The organism is Nocardioides albidus (genome assembly GCF_006335005.1).
In the GTDB taxonomy this organism is placed as follows: Bacteria; Actinomycetota; Actinomycetes; order Propionibacteriales; family Nocardioidaceae; genus Nocardioides; species Nocardioides albidus.
Genome location: NZ_VDMP01000024.1, coordinates 413,549 through 426,769 on the forward strand (window position 1 = coordinate 413,549; position 13,221 = coordinate 426,769).

Annotated in this window: 14 protein-coding genes and 1 pseudogene; 8 read left to right on the forward strand and 7 right to left on the reverse strand. The window is 71.9% G+C overall.

From position 1 onward, the window contains the following. Window positions 1–237 precede the first annotated feature (237 nt). The 3 genes and pseudogenes from lnt (at window position 238) to FHP29_RS12890 (ending at window position 3,069) form a co-directional block, all read left to right on the forward strand. Window positions 238–1,845, forward strand: coding sequence for an apolipoprotein N-acyltransferase (lnt, locus tag FHP29_RS12880; protein ID WP_139623242.1), 1,608 nt, complete (start codon window positions 238–240; stop codon window positions 1,843–1,845). Between the two features lie 28 nt (window positions 1,846–1,873). Beyond that, window positions 1,874–2,640 (forward strand): annotated as a pseudogene (locus tag FHP29_RS12885) (polyprenol monophosphomannose synthase); the annotation flags it as partial. After that, the gene (locus FHP29_RS12890) at window positions 2,620–3,069 is read left to right on the forward strand and encodes an FxsA family protein (protein WP_139623243.1); all 450 of its coding nucleotides are present in this window, start codon (window positions 2,620–2,622) and stop codon (window positions 3,067–3,069) included. The pseudogene FHP29_RS12885 and the gene FHP29_RS12890, both read left to right, overlap by 21 nt. A gap of 22 nt (window positions 3,070–3,091) precedes the next feature. On the opposite strand, the gene FHP29_RS12895 is transcribed toward FHP29_RS12890, so the two are convergent. The 4 genes from FHP29_RS12895 to FHP29_RS12910 all read right to left on the reverse strand — a co-directional run bounded on the left by FHP29_RS12895 (window position 3,092) and on the right by FHP29_RS12910 (window position 7,307). Continuing rightward, complete coding sequence (locus FHP29_RS12895; protein ID WP_139623244.1) at window positions 3,092–3,481, reverse strand: RNA polymerase-binding protein RbpA; 390 nt, start codon at window positions 3,479–3,481, stop codon at window positions 3,092–3,094. Between the two features lie 138 nt (window positions 3,482–3,619). Then, window positions 3,620–4,975, reverse strand: coding sequence for an MFS transporter (locus FHP29_RS12900; RefSeq protein ID WP_139623245.1), 1,356 nt, complete (start codon window positions 4,973–4,975; stop codon window positions 3,620–3,622). After that, window positions 4,972–5,757 (reverse strand): glycerophosphodiester phosphodiesterase family protein, encoded by a 786-nt coding sequence (locus tag FHP29_RS12905; RefSeq protein WP_240044479.1) that lies wholly within the window; start codon window positions 5,755–5,757, stop codon window positions 4,972–4,974. Before FHP29_RS12905 ends, FHP29_RS12900 begins: the two co-directional genes overlap by 4 nt. Before the next feature lie 8 nt (window positions 5,758–5,765). Continuing rightward, window positions 5,766–7,307: a UDP-N-acetylglucosamine 1-carboxyvinyltransferase gene (locus FHP29_RS12910; RefSeq protein ID WP_139623246.1), complete on the reverse strand. Its 1,542-nt coding sequence runs from the start codon at window positions 7,305–7,307 to the stop codon at window positions 5,766–5,768. A 73-nt stretch (window positions 7,308–7,380) separates the two neighbouring features. Between FHP29_RS12910 and FHP29_RS12915 the strand changes: the two genes are divergently transcribed. Next, window positions 7,381–8,397: a zinc-dependent alcohol dehydrogenase family protein gene (locus tag FHP29_RS12915; RefSeq protein WP_139623247.1), complete on the forward strand. Its 1,017-nt coding sequence runs from the start codon at window positions 7,381–7,383 to the stop codon at window positions 8,395–8,397. A 43-nt stretch (window positions 8,398–8,440) separates the two neighbouring features. After that, window positions 8,441–9,244, forward strand: a complete 804-nt coding sequence (locus FHP29_RS12920; RefSeq protein ID WP_139623248.1) for a maleylpyruvate isomerase family mycothiol-dependent enzyme — start codon at window positions 8,441–8,443, stop codon at window positions 9,242–9,244. 45 nt (window positions 9,245–9,289) lie between these two features. On the opposite strand, the gene FHP29_RS12925 is transcribed toward FHP29_RS12920, so the two are convergent. Then, window positions 9,290–9,685 carry a hypothetical protein gene (locus FHP29_RS12925; RefSeq protein WP_139623249.1) on the reverse strand — a complete coding sequence of 132 codons (396 nt, stop codon included), beginning with the start codon at window positions 9,683–9,685 and terminating at the stop codon, window positions 9,290–9,292. Continuing rightward, window positions 9,682–10,503, reverse strand: a complete 822-nt coding sequence (locus FHP29_RS12930) for an alpha/beta fold hydrolase (RefSeq protein ID WP_139623250.1) — start codon at window positions 10,501–10,503, stop codon at window positions 9,682–9,684. Before FHP29_RS12930 ends, FHP29_RS12925 begins: the two co-directional genes overlap by 4 nt. A 36-nt stretch (window positions 10,504–10,539) precedes the next feature. On the opposite strand from FHP29_RS12930, the gene FHP29_RS12935 reads away from it, so the two are divergent. From FHP29_RS12935 to FHP29_RS12945, 3 genes are all read left to right on the forward strand, one after another. Next, the gene (locus FHP29_RS12935; protein ID WP_240044480.1) at window positions 10,540–11,064 is read left to right on the forward strand and encodes a helix-turn-helix transcriptional regulator; all 525 of its coding nucleotides are present in this window, start codon (window positions 10,540–10,542) and stop codon (window positions 11,062–11,064) included. Window positions 11,065–11,069: 5 nt separating this feature from the next. Beyond that, a complete protein-coding gene (locus tag FHP29_RS12940) occupies window positions 11,070–11,480 on the forward strand; it encodes a VOC family protein (protein WP_139623251.1) in 411 nt (136 codons plus the stop codon). 110 nt (window positions 11,481–11,590) lie between these two features. Continuing rightward, window positions 11,591–12,067, forward strand: a complete 477-nt coding sequence (locus FHP29_RS12945) for a nuclear transport factor 2 family protein (protein ID WP_158296560.1) — start codon at window positions 11,591–11,593, stop codon at window positions 12,065–12,067. On the opposite strand, the gene FHP29_RS12950 is transcribed toward FHP29_RS12945, so the two are convergent. Continuing rightward, complete coding sequence (locus tag FHP29_RS12950; protein ID WP_139623253.1) at window positions 12,060–13,211, reverse strand: sulfotransferase family protein; 1,152 nt, start codon at window positions 13,209–13,211, stop codon at window positions 12,060–12,062. The two genes, FHP29_RS12945 and FHP29_RS12950, sit on opposite strands and share 8 nt — an antisense overlap. Window positions 13,212–13,221: the final 10 nt, after the last annotated feature.

The following is a 13,221-nucleotide window of genomic DNA, read 5'->3' on the forward strand; positions in this document are numbered from 1 at the left end:
GTCGTCGCTGCGCTGCCGCGCGCGCAGTCGAGTCCGGTAGGTGGTTGCGTCCGCCTGGCGGCCACACTGTCGGCTCGCGGAAAGACTCGGCTCCTCCGCTCCGGGCGCTCCTTCGTCGCTCCCTGCGCTCCGTCGCCCTCGCGTCCCACGACGACCGACGCGACGGATGGGGCGCGAGCGCGTCGTCGCTGCGCTGCCGCGCACGTCGGACGGAGCCTGCTCGTCTAGGCTCTCGCCGTGGTGCAGCGCCCCCTCCTCCCGGCCGTCGGCCTCGCAGCCGTCGGTGGCGTTCTGCTCACCGCATCCTTCGAGCCGGTGGCTATCCCGTGGCTGCTGCCGCTCGGTGTGGGCTGCTACGCGCTCGCGACCCGTGACCTCGGCGTACGGCGCTCGGGGCTGGTCGGCCTGGTGTTCGGCGTCGTCTTCTACTTCAGCCACATCTCCTGGATGAAGGACTCGGTCGGGCCCGACGCCTGGGTCGCGCTGTCGGCCGTCGAGGCGGCGTTCTACGGCCTCCTCGGGCTCGCCGTGCCGCTCCTGCGCCGGCTGCCGGGCTGGCCGCTGTGGCTGGCGGCGGCGTGGACGACGATGGAGACGATCCGCAGCGGGTGGCCGTTCAGCGGCATGCCCTGGGGCCGGCTCGCCTTCGCGGCGATCGACACCCCGGCAGCCCCGGCGGTGGCGTACGTCGGCATGACCGGGCTGTCCTTCCTCCTCGCCCTGTCCGGCTTCTGCCTCGCGCGGTTCGCCGAGGCGGCCCTGGTCCGCGAGCGTCGCCGGGCCTGGGCGGCCGCCGCCGTCGGCGTGCTGGCCGCACTGGTGACTCCCGCCGTGGTGCCCTACGACGTCCCCGAGGCGGGCTCGGCGACCGTGGCCGTCGTGCAGGGCGACGTCCCCGGGCCGGGCAACGACATCTTGTGGGACCACGAGCAGGTGACCCGGAATCACGTCGACGCCACGATCGGTCTCGCCGACGACGTGGCCGCGGGACGGGCCCCGAGGCCGGACTTCGTGCTGTGGCCGGAGAACTCGACGGCCGTGGACCCCTTCGAGCCCGGCCGGGTCAACACGGGGATCCGGGAAGCCGTCGAGGCCGCGCAGGTCCCCGTGGTCGTCGGTGGGATCGTCGACGACGGTGCGAAGCACGTCCTCAACCAGGGCATCGTGTGGGACCCGGTGACCGGGGCGGGGGACCGCTACACCAAGCACCACCCCGTGCCCTACGGCGAGTACATCCCGTTCCGCGACATCTGGGATCCGAAGTTCGGCCAGCTCGCGCTGATCACCCGGGACATGAGGAGCGGCACCCGGACCGAGCCCCTGCGCGTGGCCGGGGTCGGGCTCGGCGACGCCATCTGCTTCGACGTCGCCTACGACGACGTGATGCCCCCGCAGGTGCGCGACGGGGCGGAGCTGCTCACGGTCCAGACCAGCAATGCGAGCTTCATCTTCACCCACCAGATCGAGCAGCAGTTCGCGATCACCCGGCTGCGGGCGATCGAGGCCGGCCGCTGGCTCGCGGTGGCCTCGACGAACGGGCAGACGGGCGTCATCTCCCCGGACGGCAGCGTGGTGGCCTCGGCCCGTCCGCGCACCACGGCCGTCCTCGTCGAGAGGGTCGGACTGAGCACCGCACTCACGCCGGCGATGCGGTTGGGTCCGTGGCCCGCGCGGATCCTCGGCCTCCTCACGATCGGCGCCCTGGTGTCAGGGGCCGTGACGTACCGTCGAAGGCGTGAGCTCGACGGGCCGACGCTCGAGAATGAGCCGGAGGACCAGCCGGACCGGCACCCCGCCGAGCCGCGTGTCCCGTCCCCCGACCCCAGCGAGGCGCCCGTTGTCTGAGCAGCACCCCGCCGCGGAGCGCACGGTGATGGTGATCCCGACCTACAACGAGGCCGACAACATCGCCTGGATCGTCGATCGCCTCCGCGCGGCCCAGCCGCAGGTCGACGTCCTCGTCGTCGACGACGGCTCCCCGGACGGCACGGGCGCCATCGTCGACCGGCTCGCGCAGACGGACCCGCACGTCCACGTCCTGCACCGTACGGCGAAGGGCGGCCTCGGTGCGGCGTACCTCGCCGGCTTCGACTGGGCCCTCGACGCGGGCTACGACGTGATCGGGGAGATGGACGCCGACGGCTCGCACCAGCCCGAGCAGCTCCAGCGTCTGCTCACCGCCCTGCGCGACGCCGACCTGGTGATCGGCTCACGGTGGGTCCCGGGTGGCTCGGTGGTCAACTGGCCCTGGCAGCGCGAGCTGCTCTCCCGCGGCGGCAACCTCTACGTGCAGCTGCTGCTGGGCATCTCGGTGCGCGACGCCACCGCGGGCTTCCGCCTGTTCCGGCGCGAGACCCTGGAGCGGATCCGACTCGACGAGGTCCGCTCCACCGGCTACGTCTTCCAGACCGACCTCGTCGCCCGCACCCTGCACGAGGGCCTGCGCGTGCGCGAGGTGCCGATCGAGTTCGTCGAGCGGGTCCGTGGTGAGTCGAAGATGAGCGGCCAGGTCGCCCTGGAGTCGCTCAAGCGGATCACCGGGTGGGGTCTGCGCGAGCGCTGGGGCCGGTTGCGGTCGGCCCGGCGTCCGGTCGCGCCGAGCAGTCAGCTGCAGGCGCGATGAGCAGGCGCAGCCGCCGGGCGGCCGTCCTGCTGTTCCTCGCCTTCGTGGTGATGCCGATCCTCGAGATCGTCGTCCTCATCCAGGTCGGTCAGGCCATCGGGCCGTGGTGGACGATCCTGCTGCTCGTCCTCGACAGCCTGGTGGGCGCCTGGCTGATCAAGCGCGAGGGCCGGCGGGCCTGGCTGGCGCTGCGCGAGCAGGTCGAGACCGGACGGCTCCCGCACCGGGAGCTCGCAGACGGCGCGCTCGTCGTGCTCGGCGGCGCGTTCATGCTCAGCCCCGGCTTCGTCACCGACGCGCTCGGCATCTTGTTGATCCTGCCCGTGACACGACCGGTGTTCCGCCGCCTCCTGGTGTCGTACGCCGGCCGCCAGGTCGTACGCCGGGCAAATGACACTCGCCCCGGACCGACCGTGGTCCGGGGCGAGGTCATCGACGAGCAGTGATCACGTCGTGATCGCGCTCTGATCAGGTCTTCGCCGGCTTCTTCTTCCGGGCGTTGGCGCGGTGCAGGTGCGCCGGGCCGATCTCGCCGCCGCGCAGCAGCTCCAGGCGCTCGGTGAGGATCTCCTCGAGCTCCTTCTCGGAGCGGCGCTCCAGCAGCATGTCCCAGTGCGTGCGCTGAGGCTTCTCGGCCTTGACCTCACGCTCGATCCCGGCGGTGGACTCGGCCTCGAGACCGCAGCGCGGGCACTCCCAGACAGCGGGCACCTCGGCCTCGATGGACATGGTGATCTCGAACTCGTGCCCCTGGGGACACTTGTAGCCGACCTGCTGCCGGGCGGCGAACTCGATACCCCGCTCGTCCTCGAAGGACTGGCCTCCCAGTCGGGCTCCGCGCAGTGTGCGCTCAGCCATCAGACTCCACCTCCCATGTTTCGTCTAGCTCTACAACGCTACCCAGCGGTAAAAGGTTCCAACCTCGAACGCCCGGTCGGGGTTGCGCCGGTCCAGACCACCGCCGCGGACGAGCGCGGATGAGCGCAGATCCGAGGCTCAGATCACGGCGGGACGCGCGTTGCCGGCCTCGCGGATGCCGCGCTCGGTGTCGACCCGGAGCAGGAGGAGACCGCCGAGGACGAAGAACGCGATCAGCGCGAAGATCGCCGGCCGGTAGGAGTCGGTGAGCTGGTAGACGACGCCGAAGGTGAGGGTGCCGAACCACGACGTCCCGCGGTCCATGGCGTGGTAGAGGCTGAAGTACTCCGCCTCCTTGCCCCGCGGGATGAACAGCGAGAAGTACGACCGGGCGAGCGCCTGGGTGCCGCCGAGCACGACGCCGATCGCCACGCCGAGCGCGAGGAAGGGCACCAGCTGTTCGTCCGGAACGACGAGGGCCACCGTGACGATGCCCATCCAGCCGACCAGGCCGGCGAGGATCACCCGCTTCGCGCCGAAGCGGGCCGCGGCGCGGCCGAACCCGATCGCCCCCACCATGGCGACCGCCTGGACGAGCAGGTAGGTCCCGAGCACGACCCCCTCGCCGAAGCCGAGCTCCTCCACGCCGAAGGTCGAGGCCGAGTTGATCGTGGTCTGGATGCCGTCGTTGAAGAACAGGTAGGCGAGCAGGAACGTCAGCGCCACCGGATAGTTGCGCAGATCCTTGAGGGTGGCGCCGAGCTGGCCGAACGAGCGGCTGAGCAGACCGCCCTCGACCGCCTCGACGGCGACCGGCTCGTGACGGCGGATGCCGCGCCACGGGATGACCATGAACGCCGCCCACCACACTGCCGCCGACAGCAGGGAGAGCCGGACCGCCATCTCCTTGTCGAGCCCGATCGCGTCGTGGAAGGTCACCATCGCGAAGTTGATCGCGAGCAGGAGTCCGCCGCCGGCGTACCCGTAGGCCCAGCCGACCGACGAGGTCCGGTCGCGCTCGGCCTCGGTCGAGATGAGCGGCAGGATCGAGTCGCTGACCACGATCGCGGCGCCGCCGGCGAGGTTGGCGGCCATGAACGCGAGACTGCCGAAGAGCCAGTTGTCGCCGCTCATGAAGAACAGCAGGCCGGCAGCGGTGGCGCCGATCCAGGAGAGCCCGACGAGCAGGTCCTGCTTGCGCGCCGTGCGATCGGCGAGCGCACCGACGATCGGGAAGATCAGCGCGCTGAGCAGGGTCGAGATCGTGATGACGTACGACGGCAGCGACCCCGGCGCGATGGAGAGGCCCAGCACGTGGATCCGCCCGTGCTCGCCGACGGCGTTCTCGGCGACCGAGATCAGGTAGGGCGCGAACAGCACGCCGGCGACCGTCGTCTGGAACGCCGAGGTGGCCCAGTCGGTGAAGTACCAGGCGCGCTGCTCCCGGGCCCGGTTGAGCGGTCCCAGGTCGGCGATCGGCGCCGGTGCGTTCATGATGTCCCTCCCTGGGCGGACCACCATTGGCCGCGTCCCTGCAGCACATCCTTGAGCAGGTCGGTGCGGTCCGTGAAGATCCCGTCGACACCACGCTCCAGCAGGGCGGTCATCTCGGCCGGGTCGTCGATGGTCCACACGTGCACCTGGTGGCCGGCGGCGTGGGCGCGCCGGACGAATCCGGGGGTGGTGACCGTGAGCCGGCCCCGGCGGTGCGGCACCTGGAAGGCGGCGAAGCCGCCGCCGGCGACGCGCCGGGCGAGGCGCACGCTGGGGGAGAGGCGGTAGACCGCGATCTGCCACGGGTCGGCGGCGGTGGGGACCCGGCCCTCGGTCAGGGCCCGGAAGCGCCGGATCCGCTTGCGGGAGAACGAGGCCACCAGCAGCCGGTCCCACAGGTCGCGCTCGCGGACGAGGACGGCGAGCGCGTCGACCGCCTCCTCGGCCTTGAGGTCGATGTTGAACCGCGCCGTCGGAAAGGCGTCGAGCAGCTCGACCAGCGTCGGGACCTGCTCGCGTCCGCCGATCCGCGCCCGGCGTACCTCGGCCAGGGTGAGCTCGCGCACCGCTCCCCGCTGGTCGGTGACCCGGTCCAGGACGTCGTCGTGGAAGGCGAGCAGGACGCCGTCGGCCGTGACGTGCACGTCGGTCTCGAGGTAGTCGTAGCCGAGCGCCGCGGCGTGCCGGAAGGCGGCCAGGGTGTTCTCGAGGCCCTCGATCTCGGGGTGGTAGGCGCCGCCGCGGTGGGCGAACGCCAGCACCTTGCCGGGAGGGAGGTACACGGCTGGGCTCAGATGTCCCGGAACGTCTCGATGTCCGCGCCCAGCGAGCTGAGCCGCTCGGCGAGGTCCTCGTAGCCGCGGTGGATGACATAGGTGCTGCGCAGCACCGACGTCCCCTTGCTGGCCAGCATGGCGAGAAGCACGACGACCGCGGGCCGCAGCGCCGGGGGACAGATCAGCTCGGTGCCGGTCCACGAGGTGGGGCCCTCGATCTGCACGCGGTGCGGGTCGAGGAGGGTGACCCTGCCGCCGAGCTTGTTGAGCTCGGTGAGGTAGATCGCCCGGTTGTCGTAGACCCAGTCGTGCAGATAGGTCGTGCCCTCGGCCACGGCGGCGATGACCGCGAAGAAGGGCAGGTTGTCGATGTTGAGGCCGGGGAACGGCATCGGGTGGATCTTGTCGCCCGGCGCGACCAGGTCGGAGGAGTGCGTGGTGATGTCGACCAGGCGGGTGCGGCCGTTGGCGGCGAGATACTCCTCGGACAGGTCGTAGCGGAAGCCCATGCCCTCGAGCACCGCCAGCTCGATCTCGAGGAACTCGATCGGCGCGCGACGGATGGTGATCTCCGAGCGGGTCACGATGGCGGCCGCCAGCAGCGACATCGCCTCGATGGGGTCCTCGCTGGGGGAGTAGTCGACGTCCACGTCGATGGACTCGCAGCCCGTCACGGTCAGCGTCGTCGTACCGATGCCGTCGACCGTCACGCCCAGCGCCTGCAGGTAGAAGCACAGGTCCTGGACCATGTAGTTGGACGAGGCGTTGCGGATGACGGTCGTGCCCGGGTGCAGGGCGGCGGCCATCAGGGCGTTCTCGGTGACCGTGTCGCCGCGCTCGGTGAGCACGATGGGCCGGCCGGGGACGATCGCGCGGTTGAGCTGGGCGTGGTACCAGCCGTCGGTCGCCTTCACCTCGAGACCGAAGGGACGCAGCGCCGACATGTGCGGCTCGACGGTGCGGGTGCCGAGGTTGCCGCCGCGGGCGTACGGGAGCTCGAAGGTGTCGGCGCGGTGCAGGAGGGGCCCGAGGAACATGATCACCGAGCGGGTACGACGCGCGGCCTCCTCGTCGATGCGGCTGAGGTCGAGGTCCTTGGGCGGGATGATCTCGAGGTCGTTGTCCTCGTTGATCCAGCGGGTCTGGACGCCGATGCTGTCGAGGACCTCGAGCAGGCGGTTGACCTCCTCGATCCGGGCCACCTTGCGCAGGGTGGTGCGTCCGCGGTTGAGCAGGGAGGCGCACAGCAGGGCGACACCGGCGTTCTTCGACGTCTTCACGTCGATGCTGCCCGACAGCGTCGTGGGACCCTTGACCCGCAGGTGGGTGGGACCGGCGCCGAGGGCGACGATCTCGGAGTCCAGGGCCGCCCCGATCCGGGCCAGCATCTCCAGGGAGAGGTTCTGATGGCCCTTCTCGATCCGGTTGATCGCGCTCTGGCTGGTGCCGAGCCGGTCGGCGAGCTGGGCCTGGGTGAGGCCGCGGTGCTTGCGGGCGTCGCGGATGAGGTTGCCGATCCGGCCCTTGTAGTCCTCGTGAGGCGCGTGGAGCGTCATGTCTCGACGGTAACTCACATATGAGATAACGCAAGCCTCGGGGCCGAGGGCGGCGATCTGGAAGGATCCTCGCATGCGCGCCACCACCATCCACGGCACCCGTGACATCCGCGTCGAGGAGGTCCCCGACCCCACGCTCCGGCGGCCCACCGACGCCATCGTCAAGATCACCGCGGGCTGTGTCTGCGGCTCCGACCTGTGGCCCTACCGGGGCGAGAACCCGATCCGGGAGGGGGCCACCATCGGCCACGAGTGCATCGGCGTCGTGGAGGAGGTCGGCGCCGAGGTCCGTGACGTGCGCGTCGGAGACTTCGTGGTCGTCCCGTTCTGCCACTGCGACAACACCTGCGCGCACTGCCGCAACGGGGCGCAGTCGGTGTGCTCCAACCTCGGCTTCACCCTGAGCGGGCAGGCGGAGTACGCCCGGGTCACCCAGGCCGACGGCACCCTGGTGACCACCGGCGGCGTCCCCGACGACGACCTGGTGCCCTCGCTCCTCGCCCTCTCGGACGTGATGCCCACCGGGTGGCATGCCGCGGTCTCGGCCGGCGTGAAGGAGGGCGACACGGTCGTGGTCGTCGGCGACGGCGCGGTCGGCCTGTGCGGCGTGCTCGCGGCCTCCGTGCTGGGAGCCGAGCGGATCGTCGCCCTGTCCCGCCACGAGCCCCGCCAGGCCGTCGCCCGTGCCTTCGGCGCGACCCACGTGATCGCGGCCCGGGGCGAGGCGGCCGTCGCCGAGGTGCGCGAGCTCACCGACGGCGTGGGCGTCGACGCGACCCTCGAGTGCGTCGGGACCGACGAGGCGATGACGACCGCGATCGCCGTGACCCGACCCGGCGGCGGCGTCGGCTTCGTCGGCGCGCCGCACGGCGTCGAGCTGTCCGCCCGCAGCCTGTTCGACAAGAACGTCGGCGTCCGCGGAGGCATGGCGCCGGTACGCCGCTACCTGCCCGAGCTCCTCCCGATGGTCCTCGACCGCCGGATCGACCCCGGCCGGGTCTTCGACCTGACCCTCCCGCTCGAGCAGTCGCCCGAGGGCTACCGCGCCATGGACGAGCGGCGGGCGATCAAGGTCCTGCTGCAGCCGTGAATCCGGATGCGGACCGTCGGTGCCGCCGCCTAACGTCACGACCATGACGCGACTCGAGCATTCGACGTACCTCGACCACCTCCGCGCCGAGTCGGCGCGCTTCCTCGCCGTCCTGGAGGGCTGCGACCCGGAGGCGAGGGTGCCGTCGTGCCCCGACTGGGACGCCGCCGACCTGCTGTGGCACCTCGGCGAGGTGCAGCACTTCTGGGAGCACGTGGTGCGCACCCGGCCCGAGCCGCCCGAGAGCTACGAGGAGCCGGAGCGACCGTCGTCCTTCGACGGACTCGTCGCGTTCTTCCGCGCCACCCACGAGACCTTCATCGGCCAGTTCGAGAAGGCCGACCCGACGGACCCGGCATGGTTCTGGTCGGGTAACCCCGCCCACCAGAACATCGCCCACCTCGCGCGCCGCCAGGCGCACGAGGCGCTCATCCACCGCCGCGACGCGGAGCTGGCGGCCGGGCAGGTCACCGATCTGCCCGCGGCGCTGGCCGCCGACGGCGTCGACGAGATCCTCGACGTGATGTACGGCGGACTGCCGCCGTGGGGCCGCTTCGAGCCGCGTGAGCAGTACGCCGAGTTCCGCGCCACCGACACCGGCTCGTCGGTGTGGGTCCAGCTCGGCACCTTCTCCGGCACGACGCCCGAGGGTGTGGAGCGCAGCGGGGAGCCCGACCAGCACGTCGTCGCCGACCCCGGCGTCCCGGCCGACCTCGTGGTCACCGGGACGGCGAGCGACCTCGACGCGTGGCTGTGGCACCGCGCCGGCGACGAGCGGATCTCCATCACCGGCGACGACGCCGTCCGCACGCAGGTCGCGGCCGTCCTCGGTCAGTCGATCGACTGAGGCTGAGTCCACACCGATTCAGCTCGGATTCAGGGTCACGCCCGCTCAGACGGAGGCGAGGATCGCCAGCACGGGCAAGCCGATCGCCACCAGGAGCACAGCGGCCAGGAGCAGCACGAACGCCACCACTCCGGGCACCTTCTGCTTGGTGGGGCCCATCGCGCCCTTCAGGAACGTCAGCACCGGCGCGGCGTAGAACACGTCGACGGTCTGACCCGGCGCCAGCCGGACCTGCTGGCTCGCCTGCCCGTAGCGCCAGATCCACTGCGCGTGGGCGGAGACGGTGTGCACGCCGGGCGGCATCGGGATGATGTTCGGGCCGAACTGGACCGGCACGGGGTAGCCGTTGACCTGCACGCCGGGCGTGATCATCGTGAGCATCCGGTTGCCCTGGACGGTGACCCTCAGATAGCCCGGCGGCGGTGGTGGCGGTGACGTCATGACGCCGACCCTAGAAGGTCGAGCAGGGCCGGCCAGGCGGCCGCTCCGAGCCGGCGGTCCGCCCGCTCGGTGCCCCCTCGGCGCAGCTGCAGGCCGCCGTCGACGACGTCCTCGCCGGGAAGGACCGCCCGGTGGCCGGCCTCGGCGTCCGCGACCAGGGCGGTGCCGCGCCCGTGGCGGGCGCGGCGCAGCACGATCTCCTCGGCCTGCTCGCGCGCCGGCCACACCTGGTCGTCCTCGCCCGCGACGAGCAGCACCTCGGGGACCCGTTCGACCGGCAGGGCCGCCGCCGCGACGGCGTCGGGGTCCGCGGCGCGGGAGCGGGCGTACAGGTCGCGATAGGCGGGCGGGTCCGTCGGCGGCTGCCAGGGGACGTAGCGGACGAAGGGCACCGGGACCCCGTCGAGGGTCCAGTGGGAGGTCTGCCTTCCCTCGTCGGTGACCCCGGCCCACACGAGGTCGGTCGGCGCGAAGGCGGCGACCGCGTCGACCGGCGCGTCGGTCAGCGTCGCCGTCGCGAGAGCGGCCTCGGCGCCGAAGGACAGCCCGACGAGCACCACCCGGTCACAGGTCTCGGCCAGCGACTCGGCCCGCGCCGCGAAGGTCTCGAGGGGCACCTCCCACGGCCCGGCCGGCTGGTCGGGACCGCCGAACCACCGGATCGACTCGGCGAGCACACCGCGCTCGGCCAGCAGGCGAGTCCGCTGCTCCTCGATCCGGCCGCTCGAGCCGCTGAGGACGAGGGCTCCGCAGCCGGTCGGCGAGTCCGGCTCCCACCGGACCCCGACGGGTGCGGACAGCTCGATCCGGCGGGCCATCTCCTCAACTTAGCGCCCGTTTGCCAAGATGGCACCGTGACCGATCCGTCCACGCCGGGCATCGATCCCGAGCGCCTGCGCACCCTCGCGCTGCTCCGCCGGGTGCGGGACCGGATCGACCGCGAATACGCGCGCCCCCTCGACGTCGAGGCCCTCGCCCGCGACGTCCACATGTCGGCCGGGCACCTGAGCCGGGAGTTCAAGAGGGCCTACGGCGAGCCGCCGTACTCCTACCTGATGACCCGGCGGATCGAGCGCGCGATGGCGCTCCTGCGCCGCGGCGACCTCAGCGTCACCGACGTGTGCTTCGAGGTCGGGTTCTCCTCCCTCGGCACCTTCAGCACCCGGTTCACCGAGCTGGTCGGGGTGCCGCCGAGCGCCTACCGCGACGACATGCCGGAGCCCGCCGACGGGGTGGCCGAGCCACCGTCGTGCGTGACGAAGAAGGCCACCCGGCCGGTCCGGCGCGGCGGTGCGCAGACCAGTCCGGACGTCCGGACGGGCGAGGGGGCATCGGTCAGGAATCGAGAAGCACCCCGCTTCCAGGCGCCACTAGCGTGAGCGCCATGGACATCAGCATTCAGCACAGCTTCCTCCCGCAGACCGACCCGGAGGCCTCGCTGGCCTTCTACCGCGACGTCCTCGGCTTCGAGATCCTCAACGACGTGGGCTACGGCGACATGCGGTGGATCACCGTCGCGCCGAAGGGCCGGCCCTCGCCGTCCGTCGTGCTCTGCCCGCCGGCCGCGGATCCCGGAATCACCGAGGACGAGAAGCGCACCATCGTCGAGATGATGGCCAAGGGCACCTACGCCACGCTCGTGCTCAGCACGCCCGACCTCGACGCCACCTTCGAGCGGATCCAGGCCACGGGCGCCGAGGTCATCCAGGAGCCGATCGACCAGCCGTACGGCGTGCGCGACTGCGCCTTCCGCGACCCGGCGGGCAACCACATCCGCATCAACCAGGCGGCCTAGGACCCCTGGTCCGCGCGCCGACCATCTCCGGTCCCGCTGGCCGGGAGCCGCAGGCGCCGCCCGGCTCCCGTCGCGGCATGCTCGCCCTCCGACCGACGCGAGGAGCGAGCATGCACGACCCGCAGTCCGCCGACCGGTGGGCGGTGATGGACCTGCGCCACCGCTACATGCGCAGCGTCGACCTGCGTGACTGGGACGCCCTCGCTGCGACCCTCGCGCCGGAGATGGTGGCGCGCTATCGCCCCGACCTGGTGACCGATGGCGCCGACACACTGGTCGCCGAGCTGCGCGCCCGCCTCACCGACGAGCGGATCACCGTGCACCAGCTAGGCAACCCCAGCATCGACGTCGACGGCGATGTGGCGACCGGGGTCTGGACGGTGTCGGACCGCACCGTGTGCACCGATGTCGGGTACGTCGTCGAGGGCGCCTCGCTGTCGACCGACCGCTATCGCCGCGATCCCGAGCGGGGCTGGTTGATCACGGAGATCTCCTACCGGCGCTTCTGCGAGACCTCGGTGTCGCTCGCCGACCTGCCCGGATTCCGGGTGCTCGCGACCCCGGCGACCGGGCTCGCCCTCAGCTGAGGGCGAGCTCCGGGAAGGCTGTCAGGTAGCGGTCGAACCGCTCGGTGACCTCGCCGGCACTCAGGCCGAACTCCTCGAGGGAGTAGGCGTGGTCCGGCCGCCGGTCGCCGCGCTTGCTGACGTCGTCGGCCGCGGTCACCCGAGCGCGAGCCTCGTCGTCGAACGACAGCCCGAAGGCGTCGTACAGGCGCGCGACGGTGCCGACCGGGTCGGCGACGAACTCGTCGTAGCGCACGTCGGCGAACTGGGCCGGGTCGTACGTCGCGCGCGCGTCGAGGAAGCGGTCGCTGGCGGTGCCCCACAGGTCGAGGCTGTCGCGCCCGACGGTGGCGGCCTCGAAGACGGTGGAGTTGCCGGCCGACGCCTTGGACGTGAGGCTGCTGACCGACGCGACGACGCTGCGCGGGTCGCGGTGGGTCTGCACGACGAGCGCGTCGGGGTAGGCCGCCATCAGCGCGTCGAGCGAGAAGAGGTGGCCGGGGTTCTTGAGGATCCAGCGCCGCTCAGGGCTGGTCATGCCGATCAGCTGCAGGATCCGGCGGTGGCGCCGGTAGGTTCCGCTCAGGTCCTGCTCGCCCAGCCAGGAGGTGTACGACGGCAGGTGGGCCACGCTCGGGAAGGCGAGCGAGCGCATCGACTGGTGCTCCAGCCACCAGCACTCCTCGACCACGTCGGCGGCCATGAAGTGCATGCCCTTGAGTCCGGGCACGGCGGCGTTGCGGCGGTCGATCTGGGCCTGCATGGCCGAGAAGTCGGGGTTGTCCACCCACGCCTCGCGCGGCGGGCGGGGCTGTGGCGCGGCGGCCAGCCAGAGCTGGAGGCCCTGGTGGCGCGGGTCGGCGCAGAGCAGCCGGTGCAGGGCCGTCGTACCGGAGCGGGGGAGGCCGGTCACGAAGATCGGCCGGGTCACCGGGGTCTCGGCGTGGGCGGGGTGCTCGCGCCACGCGGCCTCGGTGCGCAGGCGCGCGGCGAGCGCGTTGACCAGCGTCCCCTCGACCTTCGCGCGACCCTGCTCGGTCAGCCCGGCCTCGTCCCGGTAGCCCTCGAGAAGGGCGTCCAGCCCGTCGACGTATTCCCGGTCGCCGAAGTCGGTCAGTCCGGTGCGGCTCGCGGCGCGCTCGTGCAGCTCGTCGGCAAGGGTCATGGGAGCTCCC